At 74.2% G+C, this 14,292-nt stretch carries 13 protein-coding genes; 2 read left to right on the top strand and 11 right to left on the bottom strand.

What is annotated here, in order from left to right:
• Positions 1-22 precede the first annotated feature (22 nt).
• The 3 genes from G7Z13_RS34055 to G7Z13_RS07120 all read right to left on the bottom strand — a co-directional run bounded on the left by G7Z13_RS34055 (position 23) and on the right by G7Z13_RS07120 (position 1,779).
• Entirely contained in the window at positions 23-157 is a 135-nt protein-coding gene (locus G7Z13_RS34055) for a hypothetical protein (protein ID WP_277347392.1), read from the bottom strand.
• A gap of 196 nt (positions 158-353) precedes the next feature.
• Positions 354-866, bottom strand: a complete 513-nt coding sequence (locus tag G7Z13_RS07125) for a DUF402 domain-containing protein (protein ID WP_165997112.1) — start codon at positions 864-866, stop codon at positions 354-356.
• Positions 847-1,779, bottom strand: a complete 933-nt coding sequence (locus G7Z13_RS07120; protein WP_165997111.1) for a GNAT family N-acetyltransferase — start codon at positions 1,777-1,779, stop codon at positions 847-849. Before G7Z13_RS07120 ends, G7Z13_RS07125 begins: the two co-directional genes overlap by 20 nt.
• 71 nt (positions 1,780-1,850) lie before the next feature.
• Here G7Z13_RS07120 and G7Z13_RS07115 point away from each other — a divergent pair, with 71 nt between their 5' ends.
• Entirely contained in the window at positions 1,851-2,222 is a 372-nt protein-coding gene (locus tag G7Z13_RS07115; protein ID WP_165997109.1) for a GntR family transcriptional regulator, read from the top strand.
• Positions 2,223-2,249: 27 nt separating this feature from the next.
• Here G7Z13_RS07115 and G7Z13_RS07110 read toward each other — a convergent pair whose 3' ends face one another.
• Both G7Z13_RS07110 and G7Z13_RS07105 read right to left on the bottom strand, forming a co-directional pair.
• Positions 2,250-3,029: a DUF72 domain-containing protein gene (locus G7Z13_RS07110; protein ID WP_165997107.1), complete on the bottom strand. Its 780-nt coding sequence runs from the start codon at positions 3,027-3,029 to the stop codon at positions 2,250-2,252.
• A gap of 15 nt (positions 3,030-3,044) precedes the next feature.
• Complete coding sequence (locus G7Z13_RS07105) at positions 3,045-4,139, bottom strand: DUF5925 domain-containing protein (RefSeq protein ID WP_165997106.1); 1,095 nt, start codon at positions 4,137-4,139, stop codon at positions 3,045-3,047.
• A gap of 203 nt (positions 4,140-4,342) precedes the next feature.
• Between G7Z13_RS07105 and G7Z13_RS07100 the strand changes: the two genes are divergently transcribed.
• Entirely contained in the window at positions 4,343-5,755 is a 1,413-nt protein-coding gene (locus G7Z13_RS07100) for a xylan 1,4-beta-xylosidase (RefSeq protein WP_165997104.1), read from the top strand.
• A gap of 12 nt (positions 5,756-5,767) precedes the next feature.
• On the opposite strand, the gene G7Z13_RS07095 is transcribed toward G7Z13_RS07100, so the two are convergent.
• From G7Z13_RS07095 to G7Z13_RS07070, 6 genes are all read right to left on the bottom strand, one after another.
• On the bottom strand, positions 5,768-9,544 hold the full coding sequence (locus G7Z13_RS07095) for a lipopolysaccharide biosynthesis protein (protein WP_165997102.1): 3,777 nt from the start codon (positions 9,542-9,544) through the stop codon (positions 5,768-5,770).
• Positions 9,537-10,340: a polysaccharide deacetylase family protein gene (locus G7Z13_RS07090; protein WP_206313017.1), complete on the bottom strand. Its 804-nt coding sequence runs from the start codon at positions 10,338-10,340 to the stop codon at positions 9,537-9,539. Before G7Z13_RS07090 ends, G7Z13_RS07095 begins: the two co-directional genes overlap by 8 nt.
• Positions 10,337-11,308, bottom strand: coding sequence for a glycosyltransferase family 2 protein (locus G7Z13_RS07085; RefSeq protein ID WP_166004722.1), 972 nt, complete (start codon positions 11,306-11,308; stop codon positions 10,337-10,339). Before G7Z13_RS07085 ends, G7Z13_RS07090 begins: the two co-directional genes overlap by 4 nt.
• 119 nt (positions 11,309-11,427) lie before the next feature.
• Complete coding sequence (locus tag G7Z13_RS07080; RefSeq protein WP_165997101.1) at positions 11,428-12,249, bottom strand: glycosyltransferase family 2 protein; 822 nt, start codon at positions 12,247-12,249, stop codon at positions 11,428-11,430.
• A 320-nt stretch (positions 12,250-12,569) separates the two neighbouring features.
• On the bottom strand, positions 12,570-13,691 hold the full coding sequence (locus G7Z13_RS07075) for a GNAT family N-acetyltransferase (protein WP_165997099.1): 1,122 nt from the start codon (positions 13,689-13,691) through the stop codon (positions 12,570-12,572).
• A gap of 4 nt (positions 13,692-13,695) precedes the next feature.
• Entirely contained in the window at positions 13,696-14,208 is a 513-nt protein-coding gene (locus G7Z13_RS07070) for a hypothetical protein (RefSeq protein ID WP_240926139.1), read from the bottom strand.
• Positions 14,209-14,292: the final 84 nt, after the last annotated feature.

The following is a 14,292-nucleotide window of genomic DNA, read 5'->3' as shown; positions in this document are numbered from 1 at the left end:
CCGAACGGCTTGACCGCCGGGCTCACCCTTCCGGCCACCAGGTGCGGGCGATGTCCTTGCGCACCTCCGGGCGGCCGGCGGGACGCTCCTCGGCGGCCTCCTCGCGGATGCGGCGCGCGTCGGACTTCTTCAGGGGCTTGTGCATCACACGGCGCATGACTGCCTCCTCGTGGGCCACCGGGTTCCGCGCTGTCACGGAGGTGGACCCGTTCACCGAGACTTCCTCATCGCCGCCAGGGGTGTCAGTGGCGGCTGTCACGATTCGGTTGTCAGTGGCGGGTGTCACCATTGGGGCCCCGGCAAACCCGTGTGATCGCGTGCGCACACCGGGTGACCGGTTCCGGCAGGCGGTTTCAGGCCAGCAGGGACTCCAGGCCGCCCGCCGCCCGGGCCAGGGCCTCCAGCTCGTCGAGGGCGGCCACGGCGGCGCGCGCCGCCCCGGGATCGCGCTGTGCGAGGCCGCTCTCGGTGAACTCGTCCTCGTCGAGACGGCGTACGTCCGAGCCGTCGGCCGAGCGCCACAGGTCGAGGTCCAGGTCCTCCACGACGAGTTCGGCACCCCTGCGGACCGCGGGGCGGGTGATGTCGCAGTACCAGCCCTTCAGGGCGCCGCCGGCCCCGCGGACCTCCTTCACGGAGTACCAGCGGTCCCGCCAGTAGTACTCGGTGAAGACGTCGCCCGGCTCGAAGCGCACGAAGCCGAAGTCGCGGACCCCGTCGCCCGCCCAGGCGGCCCGCACGGCGATCCGCGCACCGTCGTCGGCGAGCAGCTCGGCGGCGTAACGGATCTTCGTCCGGCCCGCCTTGACCAGCACCACCTCCACCCGCTCGGACCCGCGTCCCCGGTCAGCCGAGGTCCCGGACATGACGCACCTCCCTCGCGCAGATCTCGTACCCGAACCACGCGTTGATCGCGAGCATCGGGCCGTTGCCGGTGTCGTTGCCGGTGAACGCCTCCGTGTACCCCGCGGCGCGGGCCCGGTGCAGGGCGGCGTTCTTGGCGAGTTTCGCCAGGCCCCGGCCGCGGAAGGCGCGGGCGGTGCCGGTCATCGCGGAGCCGTAGCGGCGGTGCGCGCGGTCCGTGTGGGCCGCGCTGAACGCCACCGGGCGGCCGTCGGCGACCACCACCGCGGTCAGCTCCCGGTCGAGCAGGGGGTGCCGCCAGGTCTGTGCGAGCCAGGCCTCGTAGTCGGTGAACTCGGCGCCGACGTCACCGGGTTCGTCCGCCGTGACCTCCGCGTCCAGCTCGAACAGGGGGCGCGGGTCGTCCGCGAAGACGGCCGCCGAGCGCACCTCGACCCCCGGCGGGGGGCTCTGCGGCGGCGGCAGGGCGGCGTTCGCCAGGTCCAGGCGCAGGAAGTGCGCGGAGCGGCTCGGGCGGTAGCCGTGGCGCTCGGCGAAGGCGCGGTGCGCGGGCCCGTCCAGCACCCACGCGAACAGCCGGGCCGCGCCCTGGCCCGCCAGGTATGCCTCGGCGGTGCGCACCAGCAGGGAACCCGCGCCGCGCCGGGTCCGCTCCGGATCGACGTACACGTTCAGATACCCCTGGCCGGGCTCCGGGCTGTCGTGGGCGAGTCCCACCTGGGCGGTGCCGACGATCTCGCCGTCCTCCTCGGCCACCAGCTGCCGGTGACGGGCGCCGGGATGGCTGTGGGCGAGGTCGTGCAGCACGGACTCCGGAGTGGTCAGCATGAACGGCAGCGCCCGGCGCCGCACACCGGCGAAACCCTCGGCGTCGGCCCGGACCCCGGGGCGCAGCTCGCGCACGATCACGGTCATGTCGGCGCACGTTACGCAAGGGGCGGGGCCGGGTGCCTCCCATTTTCCGGGGGCTGCGGGACAATCGGCCCGTGACCTTGAAGATCCACATCGATGAGGGCGCCGTACCGCCCTACGAGCAGGTGCGCGCGCAGATCTCCGCGCAGGCCCGGTCGGGCGAGCTGCCGGTGGGCTACCGGCTGCCCACCGTGCGCGGCCTGGCCGAGTCGCTGGGCCTGGCCGCGAACACCGTCGCCAAGGCGTACCGGGCCCTGGAGGCGGACGGCGTGATCGAGACCCGCGGCCGCAACGGCACGTTCGTCGCCGCGGCCGGCGAGGCGGCGGAGCGCGAGCTGGCCGCGGCGGCCCGGTCGTACGCCGAGCGCGCCCACCGCCTGGGCACCGGCCGGGAGGCGGCCCTGACGGCCGTACGGGAGGCGCTGCGGGCGGCGTACGGGGAGTGAGCACCGGGGAGCGGTGAGCGCCGCGGGTCACCGGCCGGGCGCACCCGCCAGCCCCGCCGGGGTCCGTGTCACCGTGCGGCCCCGCGCCACGGCCAGCCGGCCGAACGCCGCCGCGTCCGCCACCGCCGCCGCGCCGGGGTCGTTGTTGAAGTACGCGTACACGTCGTCACCGTCGTCGAACGCCTCCGCGACACGGCGCAGCCAGGTCTCCAGGGACTGGCGGCCGTAGCGCGGCCAGGGCCGGGCGCGGCCCTGGTGGAAGCGGACGTACCCCCAGCCGGCCGTGCGCCACAGCGGGGTGACCGGGCGGGACAGCACGTCCGCCCAGCACAGGGCGGCGCCCCGGGACGTCAGCACGTCGCGGATCTCCGGCGTCCACCACGACTCGTGCCGCGGCTCGACGGCCACCCGGACCGACGGCGGGAAGCAGCCCAGGCACGCGTCCAGCAGCGCGGCGTCCGCGCGCAGCGTCGGCGGCAGCTGGAGCAGCACCGGGCCCAGCCGGCCGGCGAGACCGGCCGCGTGGGTCATCAGCCGCTCCACCGGCTCCCCGGGGTCCTTCAGCCGCTTGATGTGGGTCAGATACCGGCTGGCCTTGACCGCGACGACGAAGTCGTCCGGCACCCGCTCCCGCCACGCCTCGAACGTCTCACGGGACGGCAGCCGGTAGAACGCGTTGTTGATCTCGACGGTGGCGAACCACCGCGTGTACTCCTCCAGCCAGCGCCGCGTGGGCACCTCCGGCGGGTACAGGACGCCCTTCCAGTCCTTGTACTGCCATCCCGACGTGCCGACGTGCACAGGCATAACCCCATCAAAGCATCACAGGTACAGCCCCGCCTCCGTCCCGCCCCGCGGCTCCGGCAGCGACGCCGGGGACGTGCCCCGGCGCAGTGCGTACAGCTCGGCCAGCGTCGCCCCGTCCCGGCCGACCCCCTCCTCGGTGCCCAGCCAGTTCACCGCCTCCGCCCGGGTCAGCCGCCCCACCTCGATGCGCGCCAGACAGCGCCCCGGGCGCACGACGGCCGGGTGCAGCCGCTCCAGGTCCTCGTTGGTGGTGACGCCGACCAGGACGTTGCGGCCCTGGCCCAGCAGGCCGTCCGTCAGGTTCAGCAGCCGCGACAGGGCCTGGCCCGCCGTGTGCTTCGCCTCGCCGCGGATCAGCTCGTCGCAGTCCTCCAGCAGCAGCAGCCGCCAGCGGCCCTTGCCCGCCGCGTCCTCCTCGCCGATCGCGATGTCCATCAGATAGCCCACGTCGCTGAAGAGCCGCTCCGGGTCCAGCACGCAGTCCACCTGGCACCAGTCCCGCCAGGAGCGGGCCAGGGTGCGCAGCGCCGAGGTCTTGCCGGTGCCGGGCGGGCCGTGCAGCAGCAGCAGACGGCCCGCGATGTCCTCCGGCGTCGTCTTCATCAGGCGGTCCATCGCCTCCGCGACCGGCGCCGTGTAGTTGCCCCGCACCTCGTCCCACGTGCCCGCCGAGATCTGCCGGGTCGTCCGGTGCGGGCCACGCCTCGGCGAGACGTACCAGAAGCCCATCGTGACGTTCTCCGGCTGCGGCTCGGGCTCGTCCGCCGCGCCGTCCGTGGCCTGGGCGAGGACCTTCTTCGCCAGGTCGGCCGTGGTCGCCGTCACGGTGACGTCGGCGCCCCGGTTCCAGCGGGAGACCAGCACCGTCCAGCCGTCGCCCTCGGCGAGGGTGGCGCTGCGGTCGTCGTCGCGGGCCACCCGCAGCACGCGCGCGTCCGGCGGCAGCAGGGTCGCCCCGGAGCGGACGCGGTCGATGTTCGCGGCGTGCGAGTAGGGCTGCTCGCCCGTCGCGAAACGGCCGAGGAACAGCGCGTCGACGACATCGGACGGCGAGTCGCTGTCGTCGACGGTGAGCCGGATCGGCAGTGCGTCGTGTGGGTTCGCGGACATGCCGCCATGATCGGGCACCCGGCCGCCTCGTGCACCCGGTTTCCGAGGTGCGCGCGGAGTGTCGCCGCGCGCCCGGAGTGTCGGCGTACGCGCCCCGGTGCCGGGCGCGCGCCTTGCGTCCCGTGCTGCCCCTTACCCGCCCCTTCGGTGCTTTCCGGCGTCCTCTGCCCCGGCGCCCGTCTCCGCCGTTACTGTTGCCCTCGATGGGACGACACGGGTGGGATGCGGGGGTCCGGCGGTGGCGGCTGGCCGCGCTGTTCGGCGTGTCGGCGGCCGTCGTGGCCCTGCTGGTGACCCTGGTCGGCACGCTGCCCGGCGGCGGCCCCGCCACGGAGGGCACCTCACCCGACGGCGACAAGGTGCACGGCACGCCCGCCACCCCGCCAGGGCGCCCGCGCCCCGACGTCGGCTGGGGCTTCACGCACACTCAGTTCAGCGCCGACGAGGGCAGCCCGCGCGCCGTCGCCCGCGTCGAGGACCGGCTGAAGGACGACGGGCTGCCGCAGAACCAGCACATCATGGGCTGGGGTGCCGACAACCCCGAGCCGGTGCCGGGGCGTTACGACTTCGCGGCGCTCGACGCGCGGGTCGACTTCATGCGCGCCTCCGGCGCCACCCCGGTCATCACCCTGTGCTGCGCCCCGGACTGGATGAAGGGCGGCGAGGCCGGCGCCGGCGAGACGGACTGGAGCCAGGCCGCCCTGGAGACCGCGCCCGACCCCGGGCACTACGACGACTTCGCCGCCCTCGCCGCGACCGTCGCCAGGCGCTACCCGGACGTACGGCACTTCATCGTCTGGAACGAGTTCAAGGGCTTCTGGAACGACGCCGGGCACCGCTGGGACCACGAGGGCTACACCCGGATGTACAACCTCGTGTACCGCGCGCTCAAGGACGTCGACGAGGACATCATGGTCGGCGGCCCCTACCTGGTCATGGACAGTCTCGACCCGCGCGACGAGCACGCCTCGGCCGCCCTGAGGGGCCCCTGGGGCGCCCTGGACCAACGGGTGCTGGACGCCTTCGCCTACTGGAACCGGCACAAGGCGGGCGCCGACTTCGTCGTGGTCGACGGCTCCAGCTACACCCGCGACGACGAGCTGCTGCCCGACGAGTTCGCCGCCACCGGCAAGTTCACCGCGGTGGGGGAGTGGGTGCGCCGGCAGACCGGCGGCGAGCTGCCGCTGTGGTGGGCCGAGTACTACGTCGAGCCCGCCGACGGCGACGACCAACGCCACGGCTGGTCCGAGACGCACCGGGTCGCCGTCCAGGCCGCCGGGATGATCGCCATGGCGGAGGGCGGCGCCACCTCCGGCTTCTACTGGAACCCGCAGGCCGAGGAGGGACCCGAGTGCCGCGGCTGCCTGTGGACCCCGACCGGCCGCCCGGACGGCGGCGGCGAGCTGCCGATGTACGGCCTCGTCTCCCGGTTCGCCGCCGCGTTCCCGCCGGGCACGCGCTACGACAGCGTCCCCGTCTCCCGCGACGACGTCCGCGTCCTCGCCACCGACCGCACCGCCCTCGTCGTCAACACCCGTGACCGGGCCCTGACCGCGAAGGTCGACGGCCGCACCGTCCACCTCCAGGCGTACGAGGTCACCTGGCTGACGCGCTGACGCCCCGCCCCCTCACTCGAGCGTCAGGAACCGCTGCACCAGCGAGGCCAGCAGCACCGCCAGCAGCGGCAGCGAGAACCAGAAACCGCTCTGCAGCGCGCGCAGCTGCCGCACCCCCGGCCGGGCCGCGACCCGGACCACCTCCCGGGCCGCCAGCAGCACCAGCAGCGCCGCCGCCGCGAGCGCGCCGACCACCGACCACGGCGTCCAGGTCACCCGCGGACCGGCCGGGCCGGGATCCGGCTCCGGGACCTCGCCCGCGGGCCGCTCGCGCAGCGCGTACATCGTGACGTCCTCGTTGGCGAGGACCGTGCGCAGCTCGGGCCGCCGGTCCAGGTTCCGGACCAGCCGCGACTCCCACGTGGGGGCGTAGCCGACGTCCATCACCAGGTAGGTGACCTGACTGCGGTTGACCATCAGGTACGAGTTCGGGCCCGCGTCCTTGAGCGCCTTCACCAGCCCCGACACCAGCACCGGGTCGGCCGGTGCGAGAGTGGGCAGATACTCCACCTTCTCCATGTCCCGCGCGCCCCACGGCATCGCCGGAGTCACGTTCTCGACGGTGTCGTTGCTCAGCCACAGCAGCCGCACGCTCGGATCGTCGTGCGCGTACACGTACTCCATGGCGGCGACCTCGCCGGACCGGATCCGCTCGAACGGCTCGTTGCCCCAGCGGGCCACCAGGAAGCCGCCCATGAGGACCAGGCCGGCCAGCAGGGCGGCCGGTACGGCCAGGCTCGCCCGGTCCCGGCCGCGCTCCTTCGCGGTGGCCCCGGTGCGCGGGAACAGCGCGAGGGCGGCGAGCAGGGCCGCGCCGGGCAGGGCGAACAGGAAGACGCGCAGCGCCATCTCGCCGCCGTAGGACTGCATGCCGAAGCCGAGGAACGGCACGAAGGCGAGGACGAGCAGGGACCGTTCGCGGTACCCGGCCCGGCGCCGCCGCCACCAGCCCCAGCAGGCGAACGCGAGCACCCCGCCGGCCAGCGCCACCCGCGTGTACAGCACCAGCTTGTGGGTGGAGCTGCCGCCCTCGATCCGGCCGGACACCGACGAGGAGACATTGCCGCCGACCCCGCCGATCCCGCCGAACATCTCGTCGAAGTGCCCCGACCAGTAGGGCTCCGCCATGAAGCCGATCCACGACACCACCGCCACCCCGCACAGCAGCGGCAGCCCGCGCAGTTCGCAGCGCCCGACGAGGACCAGCACGGTCACCACGCCCAGCATCACGAACGGCGTGAGCTGATGGGCGGGCACGCTCGCCAGGAACAGACCGGTCACCACCAGCAGCAGCACCGCCCGCTGCCGCCGGTTCACCGGCTCGGCCTCCGCCTCGCCGGGCCGCAGCCTCGTCCAGATCACGCGCGGGGCGCGGAACCAGACCAGCAGCACCGCCACGAACACCAGGTAGAGCAGATACGTGAAGCCCTGCGGCGAGAAGTAGTCCTGGCCCACCCAGCCGCTCAGCGCGAAGATCCACACACCGGTCCACCGGGCCCGCCAGCCCGCCCGCAGCGAGCGGGTCAGCAGGAACACCGGCGCCAGATACGCCAGCTGGATCAGCGTCGGCCACCAGCGGATGACCTCGGTGAAGTCGTCGACGCCGCACGCCTGGGCGACGAAGGCGGCCGCCGCGAAGAACCCCGGCCAGCTCCAGCGCGCGTCCAGGTCCGGTACGGCCGTCCCGGTCCGCTCGATGTGGTCGAGGAACCCCAGGTGCTGCCAGGCGGTCGCGAACCGCGGCTCGGTCTCGATCACGGCGGGCAGCGCGTGCAGGGACACCACCGTGGCCAGCAGCGTCACCAGCAGCAGCGTCCGGTGCTCGCGGGCCGGCCGGAGCAGCGACGCGAACACCACCACCAGCAGCCCGGCACCGGCCAGTGTCGCGGCGGGCAGCACCGAGACCAGCCCCAGCCCGCCCATCCGGTCCAGGTCGGCCTCGTCGAGGCGGGCGGCGGGCACCCAGTACAGCAGCAGCGCGACGACCAGCAGACAGCCGAGGACGACCCCGAGACGGGTGGGCGTCAGCCGCTCCCGCCAGGACGGCGGCGGCACCTCCGGCGTCGCAGCCGGCTCTCGGTCGGCCTGCACGGGCTCGGACGCTTCCCCTTCCTCCACCGGGCGCTCGGCGTCCCGTTCGGACGCCGCGCCCACCCCCGGGTCCGCGGCCCCCGCGTCCCTGACCGGCATGTCCGCGACCGGTACGTCCGCATCCGGGATGCCGGCAACCGGGATGCCCGCGACCGGCATATCCGCGACCGGGATGCCCGCGGGCGGTGTGCCCGGTCCTGGACGCACGTCCGGGCGGCGCTCCGGATGGTCGACGTCGACCCGCACGCCGAGCATGAGCGTGTCCGTGTCGAGCGCCCAGCCCGGACCGCGCCGGCGGCCCGCGGACCCGGCGGGCACCTCACGCGCGCCCGCACCGGCCGCCGTCCCGTCCGCGGCCTCCTCATGCGGGGGTACGGCACCGGGCGGCGGCACCGCCCGCACGGTCCGGTACAGCTTCGGCGCGGCGATCGCCACGATCACCGCGAGGCTGGCGATCTCGGCGACGCCCGCGCCGGTCAGCCCCATCCGCGGGAGCAGCAGCAGCGTCAGACCGAGCACCAGGGCGCAGAGCAGGCCCTGGAGCCAGACGAGCCCGGCGGTACGGCTCTGCGCGCGCAGCACCGCGAAGTACGTCTCCATCACCACCCGCAGCAGCGCGCCCACCGCGAACCAGCGCAGCAGCGGCGTGGCGGCGTCCGCGTAACCCGCGCCGAACACCCCGAGGATCCACGGCGCGCCGAGGAACAGCACCGCGCACACCGGCAGCATGATCTTCGCCATCCGGCGCAGCGCCGCGCGCGTGTCGGCGGCCAGCCGGCCCGGCGCGTGCGAGCCCTCGACGGTCAGCGAGGCCCCCATGTTGATGGCGAGCAGGTTGACCGTGCCGCCGATGGTGGCGGTGACGTAGAAGTACGCGTTGTCCTCGGAGCCGACCTGCGCGGCCACGATGACCGGGACGAGATAGACCACCGCGAGCGAGAACAGCGAGCCGGTGCAGTCGCCGGCCAGGAACCGGCCGACCTCCCGCGGGGACGGCGGCGCCGACCGGTTCCCGGTCGCCCGCGCGTGCCGCGGCACCAGCCGCCGGAACACCAGCCAGCCCAGCGGCAGCACGGAGACGGCGATCGCCGCCACCCACGACACGAACACCCCGGCGGCCGGCACGGTCGCCGCGCAGGCGACCAGCAGCCCCAGCTTCACCGCCGAGAACGCGGTGTTGCCGACCGGCACCCACAGCGCGCTGCGCAGCCCGGTCAGCACCCCGTCCTGCAGGGTGAGCAGGTTCCAGGCGACCACCGCGACCACGAAACCCAGCCCGCCCACCGGCTCGGCCAGGAAGGCGTACGACGGCCCCCACCGGTCCAGCGTCAGCCAGAACGCCCCGGCCGCCAGCGCCACCACCAGCGAACTGCCCGCGTACGTCCCGGCGATGAGCCGCCCCGTGGAGCGCCCGGCGACCGGGATGAACCGGGCCAGCGCGCCGGTCAGGGTCACCGCGGTCAGCCCCGCGAGCAGTTTCATCGCGGCGATCGCGGCGGAGCCCTGGCCGACCGCCGACTCGGTGTAGTAGCGGGCCGCCGCCAGCCAGAAGCCGAGGCCCAGCACCGCGGAGATCCCGGTGTTGAGCATCAGCGCGTAGGCGTTGCGCAGCAGCTGGCTGCGGCCGGCCCGTCCGGGCGCCGGCCGCTCCGGTCGGGCGTCGGGGCCGGCCTGCGCTGCGGTGGTCGTGTCAGACACGGGTACGAATGGCCTTCCGGCGGACCTGTCGGGCTCTGCGGACCAGGGCGTACCCCTTGGTCAGGGCACGGTCGGTGGCGAACGTACGGCCGATCGCGCGGCCTTCGACCAGCCGCCCGAACTCCTCGATGCCGGTGCCGCGGCGCACGGTGACCCGGCGCAGCGCGTACGGCCCCTGGCGGCGCCGGGCCAGCTCGTTGCCGACGGCGAGCGCCTGCGCGAACCCGGTGGCCCGCACCTGCCGGCGCACCCGGCGGTCGGAGTAGCCGTACGGGTAGGCGAACGACACCGGCAGCGCGCCCAGCTCGTCGGCGACCAGGTCACGGCAGCGGGTCAGCTCCCGCCGCAGGGCGTCGTCGCCGAGCTGGTCGAGCTGCGGATGGCTGTGGCTGTGACCCCCTATCTCCACGCCCGTGCCGGCCAGTTCGCGCACCTGGTCCCAGTCGAGCATGGTGTCCAGGGCGCCCCCGGTGTCGTAGGGACCCCGGATCCAGCCGGTGGAGACGAACAGCGTGGCGGGGAAGCCGTGCTTGACGAGCACGGGCAGCGCGTGCCGGTACACGCCCGCGTAGCCGTCGTCGAAGGTGACGAGGACGGGGCGGGGCGGCAGCGGGCGGCCGTCGCGCCAGCGGCCGGCGAGGTCGGCGGTGGTGAGCGGGGTGAGCCCCAGCTCGCCGATCAGCTCCATCTGGGCGGTGAACGCCCGCGGGGTGACCGACAGGCCGCGGGTGGCGTCGCTGGGGTCGGTGTCGATCGCGTGGTACATCAGGATCGGCACACCGGTGTCCGCGGTCATCTGCTCTCCCTCCCGACCGGCGCCACGGAGAACGTGGCCCCGCCCCGGCGTGCCCGCACGCTCCCCACGACGTACCCGCCGGCCGCCATGAGCACGCCGGCGACGATCGCCCCGGCCCGTCCCGCGCCGCCCGGCCGGGCCAGCACGGCGTCCCGCAGCCCGCGCGCCACCCCGGCGGGCAGCACCCGGGTGGCGTACCGCCGCTCCGACTCCAGCCCCTTGCCGGCGCCGACACTGCGGGCGACGAGCGCCTTGGACAGGCCCTCGGCGTACGTCCGGGTGCGGAAGTAGCCGAACCGCTCCCGCCCGGCGGGCACCCGGTGGTGGATGACCGCGCGGTCGTCGATCAGCAGCACCGCGTCCGGCACCGCCCGGGTGAGCCGGATGCACAGCTCCGTCTCCTCGCAGCCCAGCGGGCGCTTGTCGCCGTCGCGGCCGATGCCGGTGGCGAAGCCGCCCGCCGCGTCGAACGCGGTCCGGCGGAAGGAGGCGTTGCCGCCGAGCACGTTGCGCACCCGCACCCGGCCGGGCGGCAGGCCGCGGTAGGTGCAGCCGACCACCCAGTCGAACTCCTGCGGGAACCAGGCGGGCCGGCGGCCGGACGCCCAGACGGGCACGGTGCGGCCGCCGACCGCCATCACCCGCGGGTCGGCGTACCCGGCCGCGAAGTGGCGCAGCCAGTCCCGCTCGGCGACGGCGTCGTCGTCGAGGAAGGCGATCACCTCGCCGCGCGAGGCGGCGATGCCGGTGTTGCGGCCCGCGGACAGCCCGCGGGGGCCCGCGTTGGCGAGCACCCGCACGTCCCCGGCCTCCTTGTACTCCCCGGCCAGCCGGTCCAGCAGCGCCTGGTTGTGGTCGACCACCAGCAAGGTCTCCAGCGCCGGCCGGGACTGCTCCCGCACCGAGGAGACCGCCGCGAGGATGTCCGCCCAGCGGTCCTCGGTGTACACGCAGATGACGACGGAGATCGCGGGTCCGTCCGGGGCGCCGTGGTCCGTGACGCCGGCCGCCGCCCCGGCCCTCGTGCTGTCCGGCGCGCTGACCGGCGCGCTGTCCCTCGTGCTGTCCGGCGCGCTGTGCGTGGCGCTCACGACGCCTCTCCCCGCACCGCGTCCAGCATCGGGGAGGTGTGCCGACGGCGGCGCAGGGCCCGCCGGTTGGAGCGCTCCCGCAGGATCACCCGCAGCACCCGCAGCCCGTCGCGCACGGCGCTGAGGTTGCTGGTGCCGTGTATGCGCAGGTACTCGTGGCTGGGTATCTCCTGCACCCTCAGGCCCGCCTTGACCACCCGGATGTTCATCAGGGTCTCGACCTCGAAGCCGGTGCAGTCCAGCTCGATCTTGTCCAGGCAGTGCCGCCAAAAGGCGTTGTAGCCGTAGCACAGGTCGGTGTAGCGGGCGCCGAACTTGCGGTTGACGACCGCGCACAGCGCGCGGTTGCCCAGCTTGCGGATGAAGGTCATGTCGTCGGTGCCGCCGCCGTTGGCGAAGCGGGACCCCTTGGCGAAGTCCGCGCCGGAGACCAGCGCGGAGACGTACGAAACGATCTCGCCGCCGTCGGCCGAGCCGTCGGCGTCGACCATCACGATGATGTCGCCGGTGCAGGCCGCGAACCCGGTGGTCAGGGCGTCCCCCTTGCCCTTGCCGCGCTGCCGGACGACCTTCACGCCGGGCCACAGCGCGCGGGCCACCTCGACGGTGTCGTCGGTCGAGTTGCCGTCGACCAGGACCACTTCGTGTATCCACGCCGGCAGGGTCTTGAAGACGTACGGCAGGTTCTCCGCCTCGTTCATGGCGGGGATCACCACGCTCACCGGTGGCGCGATGGCCAGATGAGAGGAGACGGGCCGGTACGCGGTGGTCCTGGCCTGCTCCTCGCCCGGGTCGGCCGGGCGCAGTACTGAGCTCATGAGTCCGAATCCCTCTCGTCCGGTGGGCCGCCCACCCCCGGGCGGCCCGGCTGTGTGTCCGGTTCGAAAGGGGGGTTGTCACTGGCACACCTCACCGGCGACCCGAAAAACGGCAGCCGGTTGCGCGGCACGTCCCGGCCCACGCACGCGCGCACAGGCACGCACGTCCGGCCGGCCACGGCACCCCCCTACCGCGCCCCGCCCCGGCACCACCGCGGCCCTGAGCCCCTCCCCGGTTCCGCTGTGTGATGGTCCGATGCGGGTGAGATGCACGACGGTATTGATGGTTGAACCACTATGGCAAGACCTGCAACCAGGTCTCACGTTTTTGTCGGTTTATCCACGGCCGCCCGGCCTGAGCGGATCTTTCCCACCCGTTTGAGCAGCCGGTCGGCGGGTTCGAACAGTTCGGGCCGGGACACCACGGCGTTGCGCAGCGCCCGCACCGGGGCCCGGCGCGCCCGGTGGCCCAGCGCCACCGGGTGACGGCGGGTCACCCACCCCTCCGACACGCGGATGTCGCGCGTCTTCAGGGATTCCTTGTATTCCTTGCGGCCCCGGCCCAGATCCAGATAGGCGATGCCGTCGGCCGCGGCGGCCTCGGCCATCCGCAGATGCAGGATCAGGCCCGGGGAGTACTTGGCGAACGCCGGGTCGTACGCCGGGAACCAGCAGGCGAGAACGCGCTCGCTGCGCAGCCCGAAGTGGGCGGCGACCGGACGGCCGTCCGCGTAGAGCACCGAGAGGTTCCCGGCGAACCGGTCGGTGCGGGTGTGGAACAGATGGCGGACCAGGTCGGTGATCCAGTCCTGGGCGAAGCGGTCGCTGCGGCCGGTGCGGCGGTACTGCGCCGACTTCCACTCCATCAGGGTGCGCAGCGCGGCCGGGTCCCGCTCGTCGTGCACATAGCGGAGCCCGCCGGTGTCCCGGTCCAGCTTGCGCTCCTTGGCGAGCGTGGTCCGGGTGAACTTGGGCGAGCGCTCGCGCAGCCCGGCGAGATAGGTGTCGTAGCCCTGGTCGACGTCCATGACCGGGGACGGGAAGGTGCCCGAGATCCCGGCCTCGAACGGCCGCTGGCCGTCCACCAGGTGGTCGAACTCCCACACGGCGAGCCCGCAGGCGCGCAGCAGCCGGCCGGCGTCCCAGGTGAACCCGGGCCGGTGCACCACGCCCTGCGCGTCCGAGACGCCGAGCCCGACGGCCCGGCCGACCCCGGCGGCGGACCGCTGGAACGGGAGGAACGCGGCCGGTTCGCCGCCCTCCCGGACCACCGCGATCCGCACCCCGCGCCGGTACCTGCCCACCGCGAGCGCGAACTCGGGGGACAGGAAGGGGTTCGCGAGCTGCGGCGCCCCGTGCAGATGCGCCTTGGCCTGCAGGGCGGTCCACGCCCCCCGGTCGGCTGCGGTCAGCTCGCCCGGGCGGTACACGCTGATGTCCACGTCACTAGCCCTGTCTCTTCGGTGTACGGCGGGCCGGCCGGCGCAGGAGGGCCGACAGGAGAACGAGGGCGCTGAACGCGGTCACGGCCGCCAGTCCGGCGCCCGCCGACCAGTGGTGGGTGGCGAGCAGGAGCTGGGCCACGAGCATGTCGACGGCGACCGCGCCCGCCAGCGAGGCGACGGTGCGGCCGAAGGGTTCCAGCCCGGTGAGCGCGGCGGCGATCGCCGCGGCCGGTGCCGCGAGCAGGAAGAACAAGGTGAACGGGGCGCGCAGCGGCGAGCCCGAGCCGGTGAGCGCGAGCAGCGCGCCCAGCCCCCCGATGGCGGTCGCGGCGCCCGCGAGCAGTGGCGTCAGGTCCCTCCCCGGTCCTGGCCGCGTCCGCTCGGCGTCGTCCGCCTCGTCCGCCTTGTCCGCCGCGTCCGCCGTCTCTGTTCCGTCCGCCCCTCCTGTTCCGTCTGTTCCGTCTCTTCCGTCTGGAGTTCGGTCTGGATCGGTTGTGCTGCGGATGTTCTGCATGGGCGACTTTGCCCCCCGAAGCGCCGGATGCCGGGCTTCAATGTGGCCCAGTGCCGAGGGGGCCGTCAAGAGCGCGCACGTGTT

This window comes from Streptomyces sp. JB150 (genome assembly GCF_011193355.1).
GTDB lineage: Bacteria > Actinomycetota > Actinomycetes > Streptomycetales > Streptomycetaceae > Streptomyces.
Note: the sequence above shows the minus strand (reverse complement) of the source record. Positions and strands in the feature narration are given on the sequence as shown.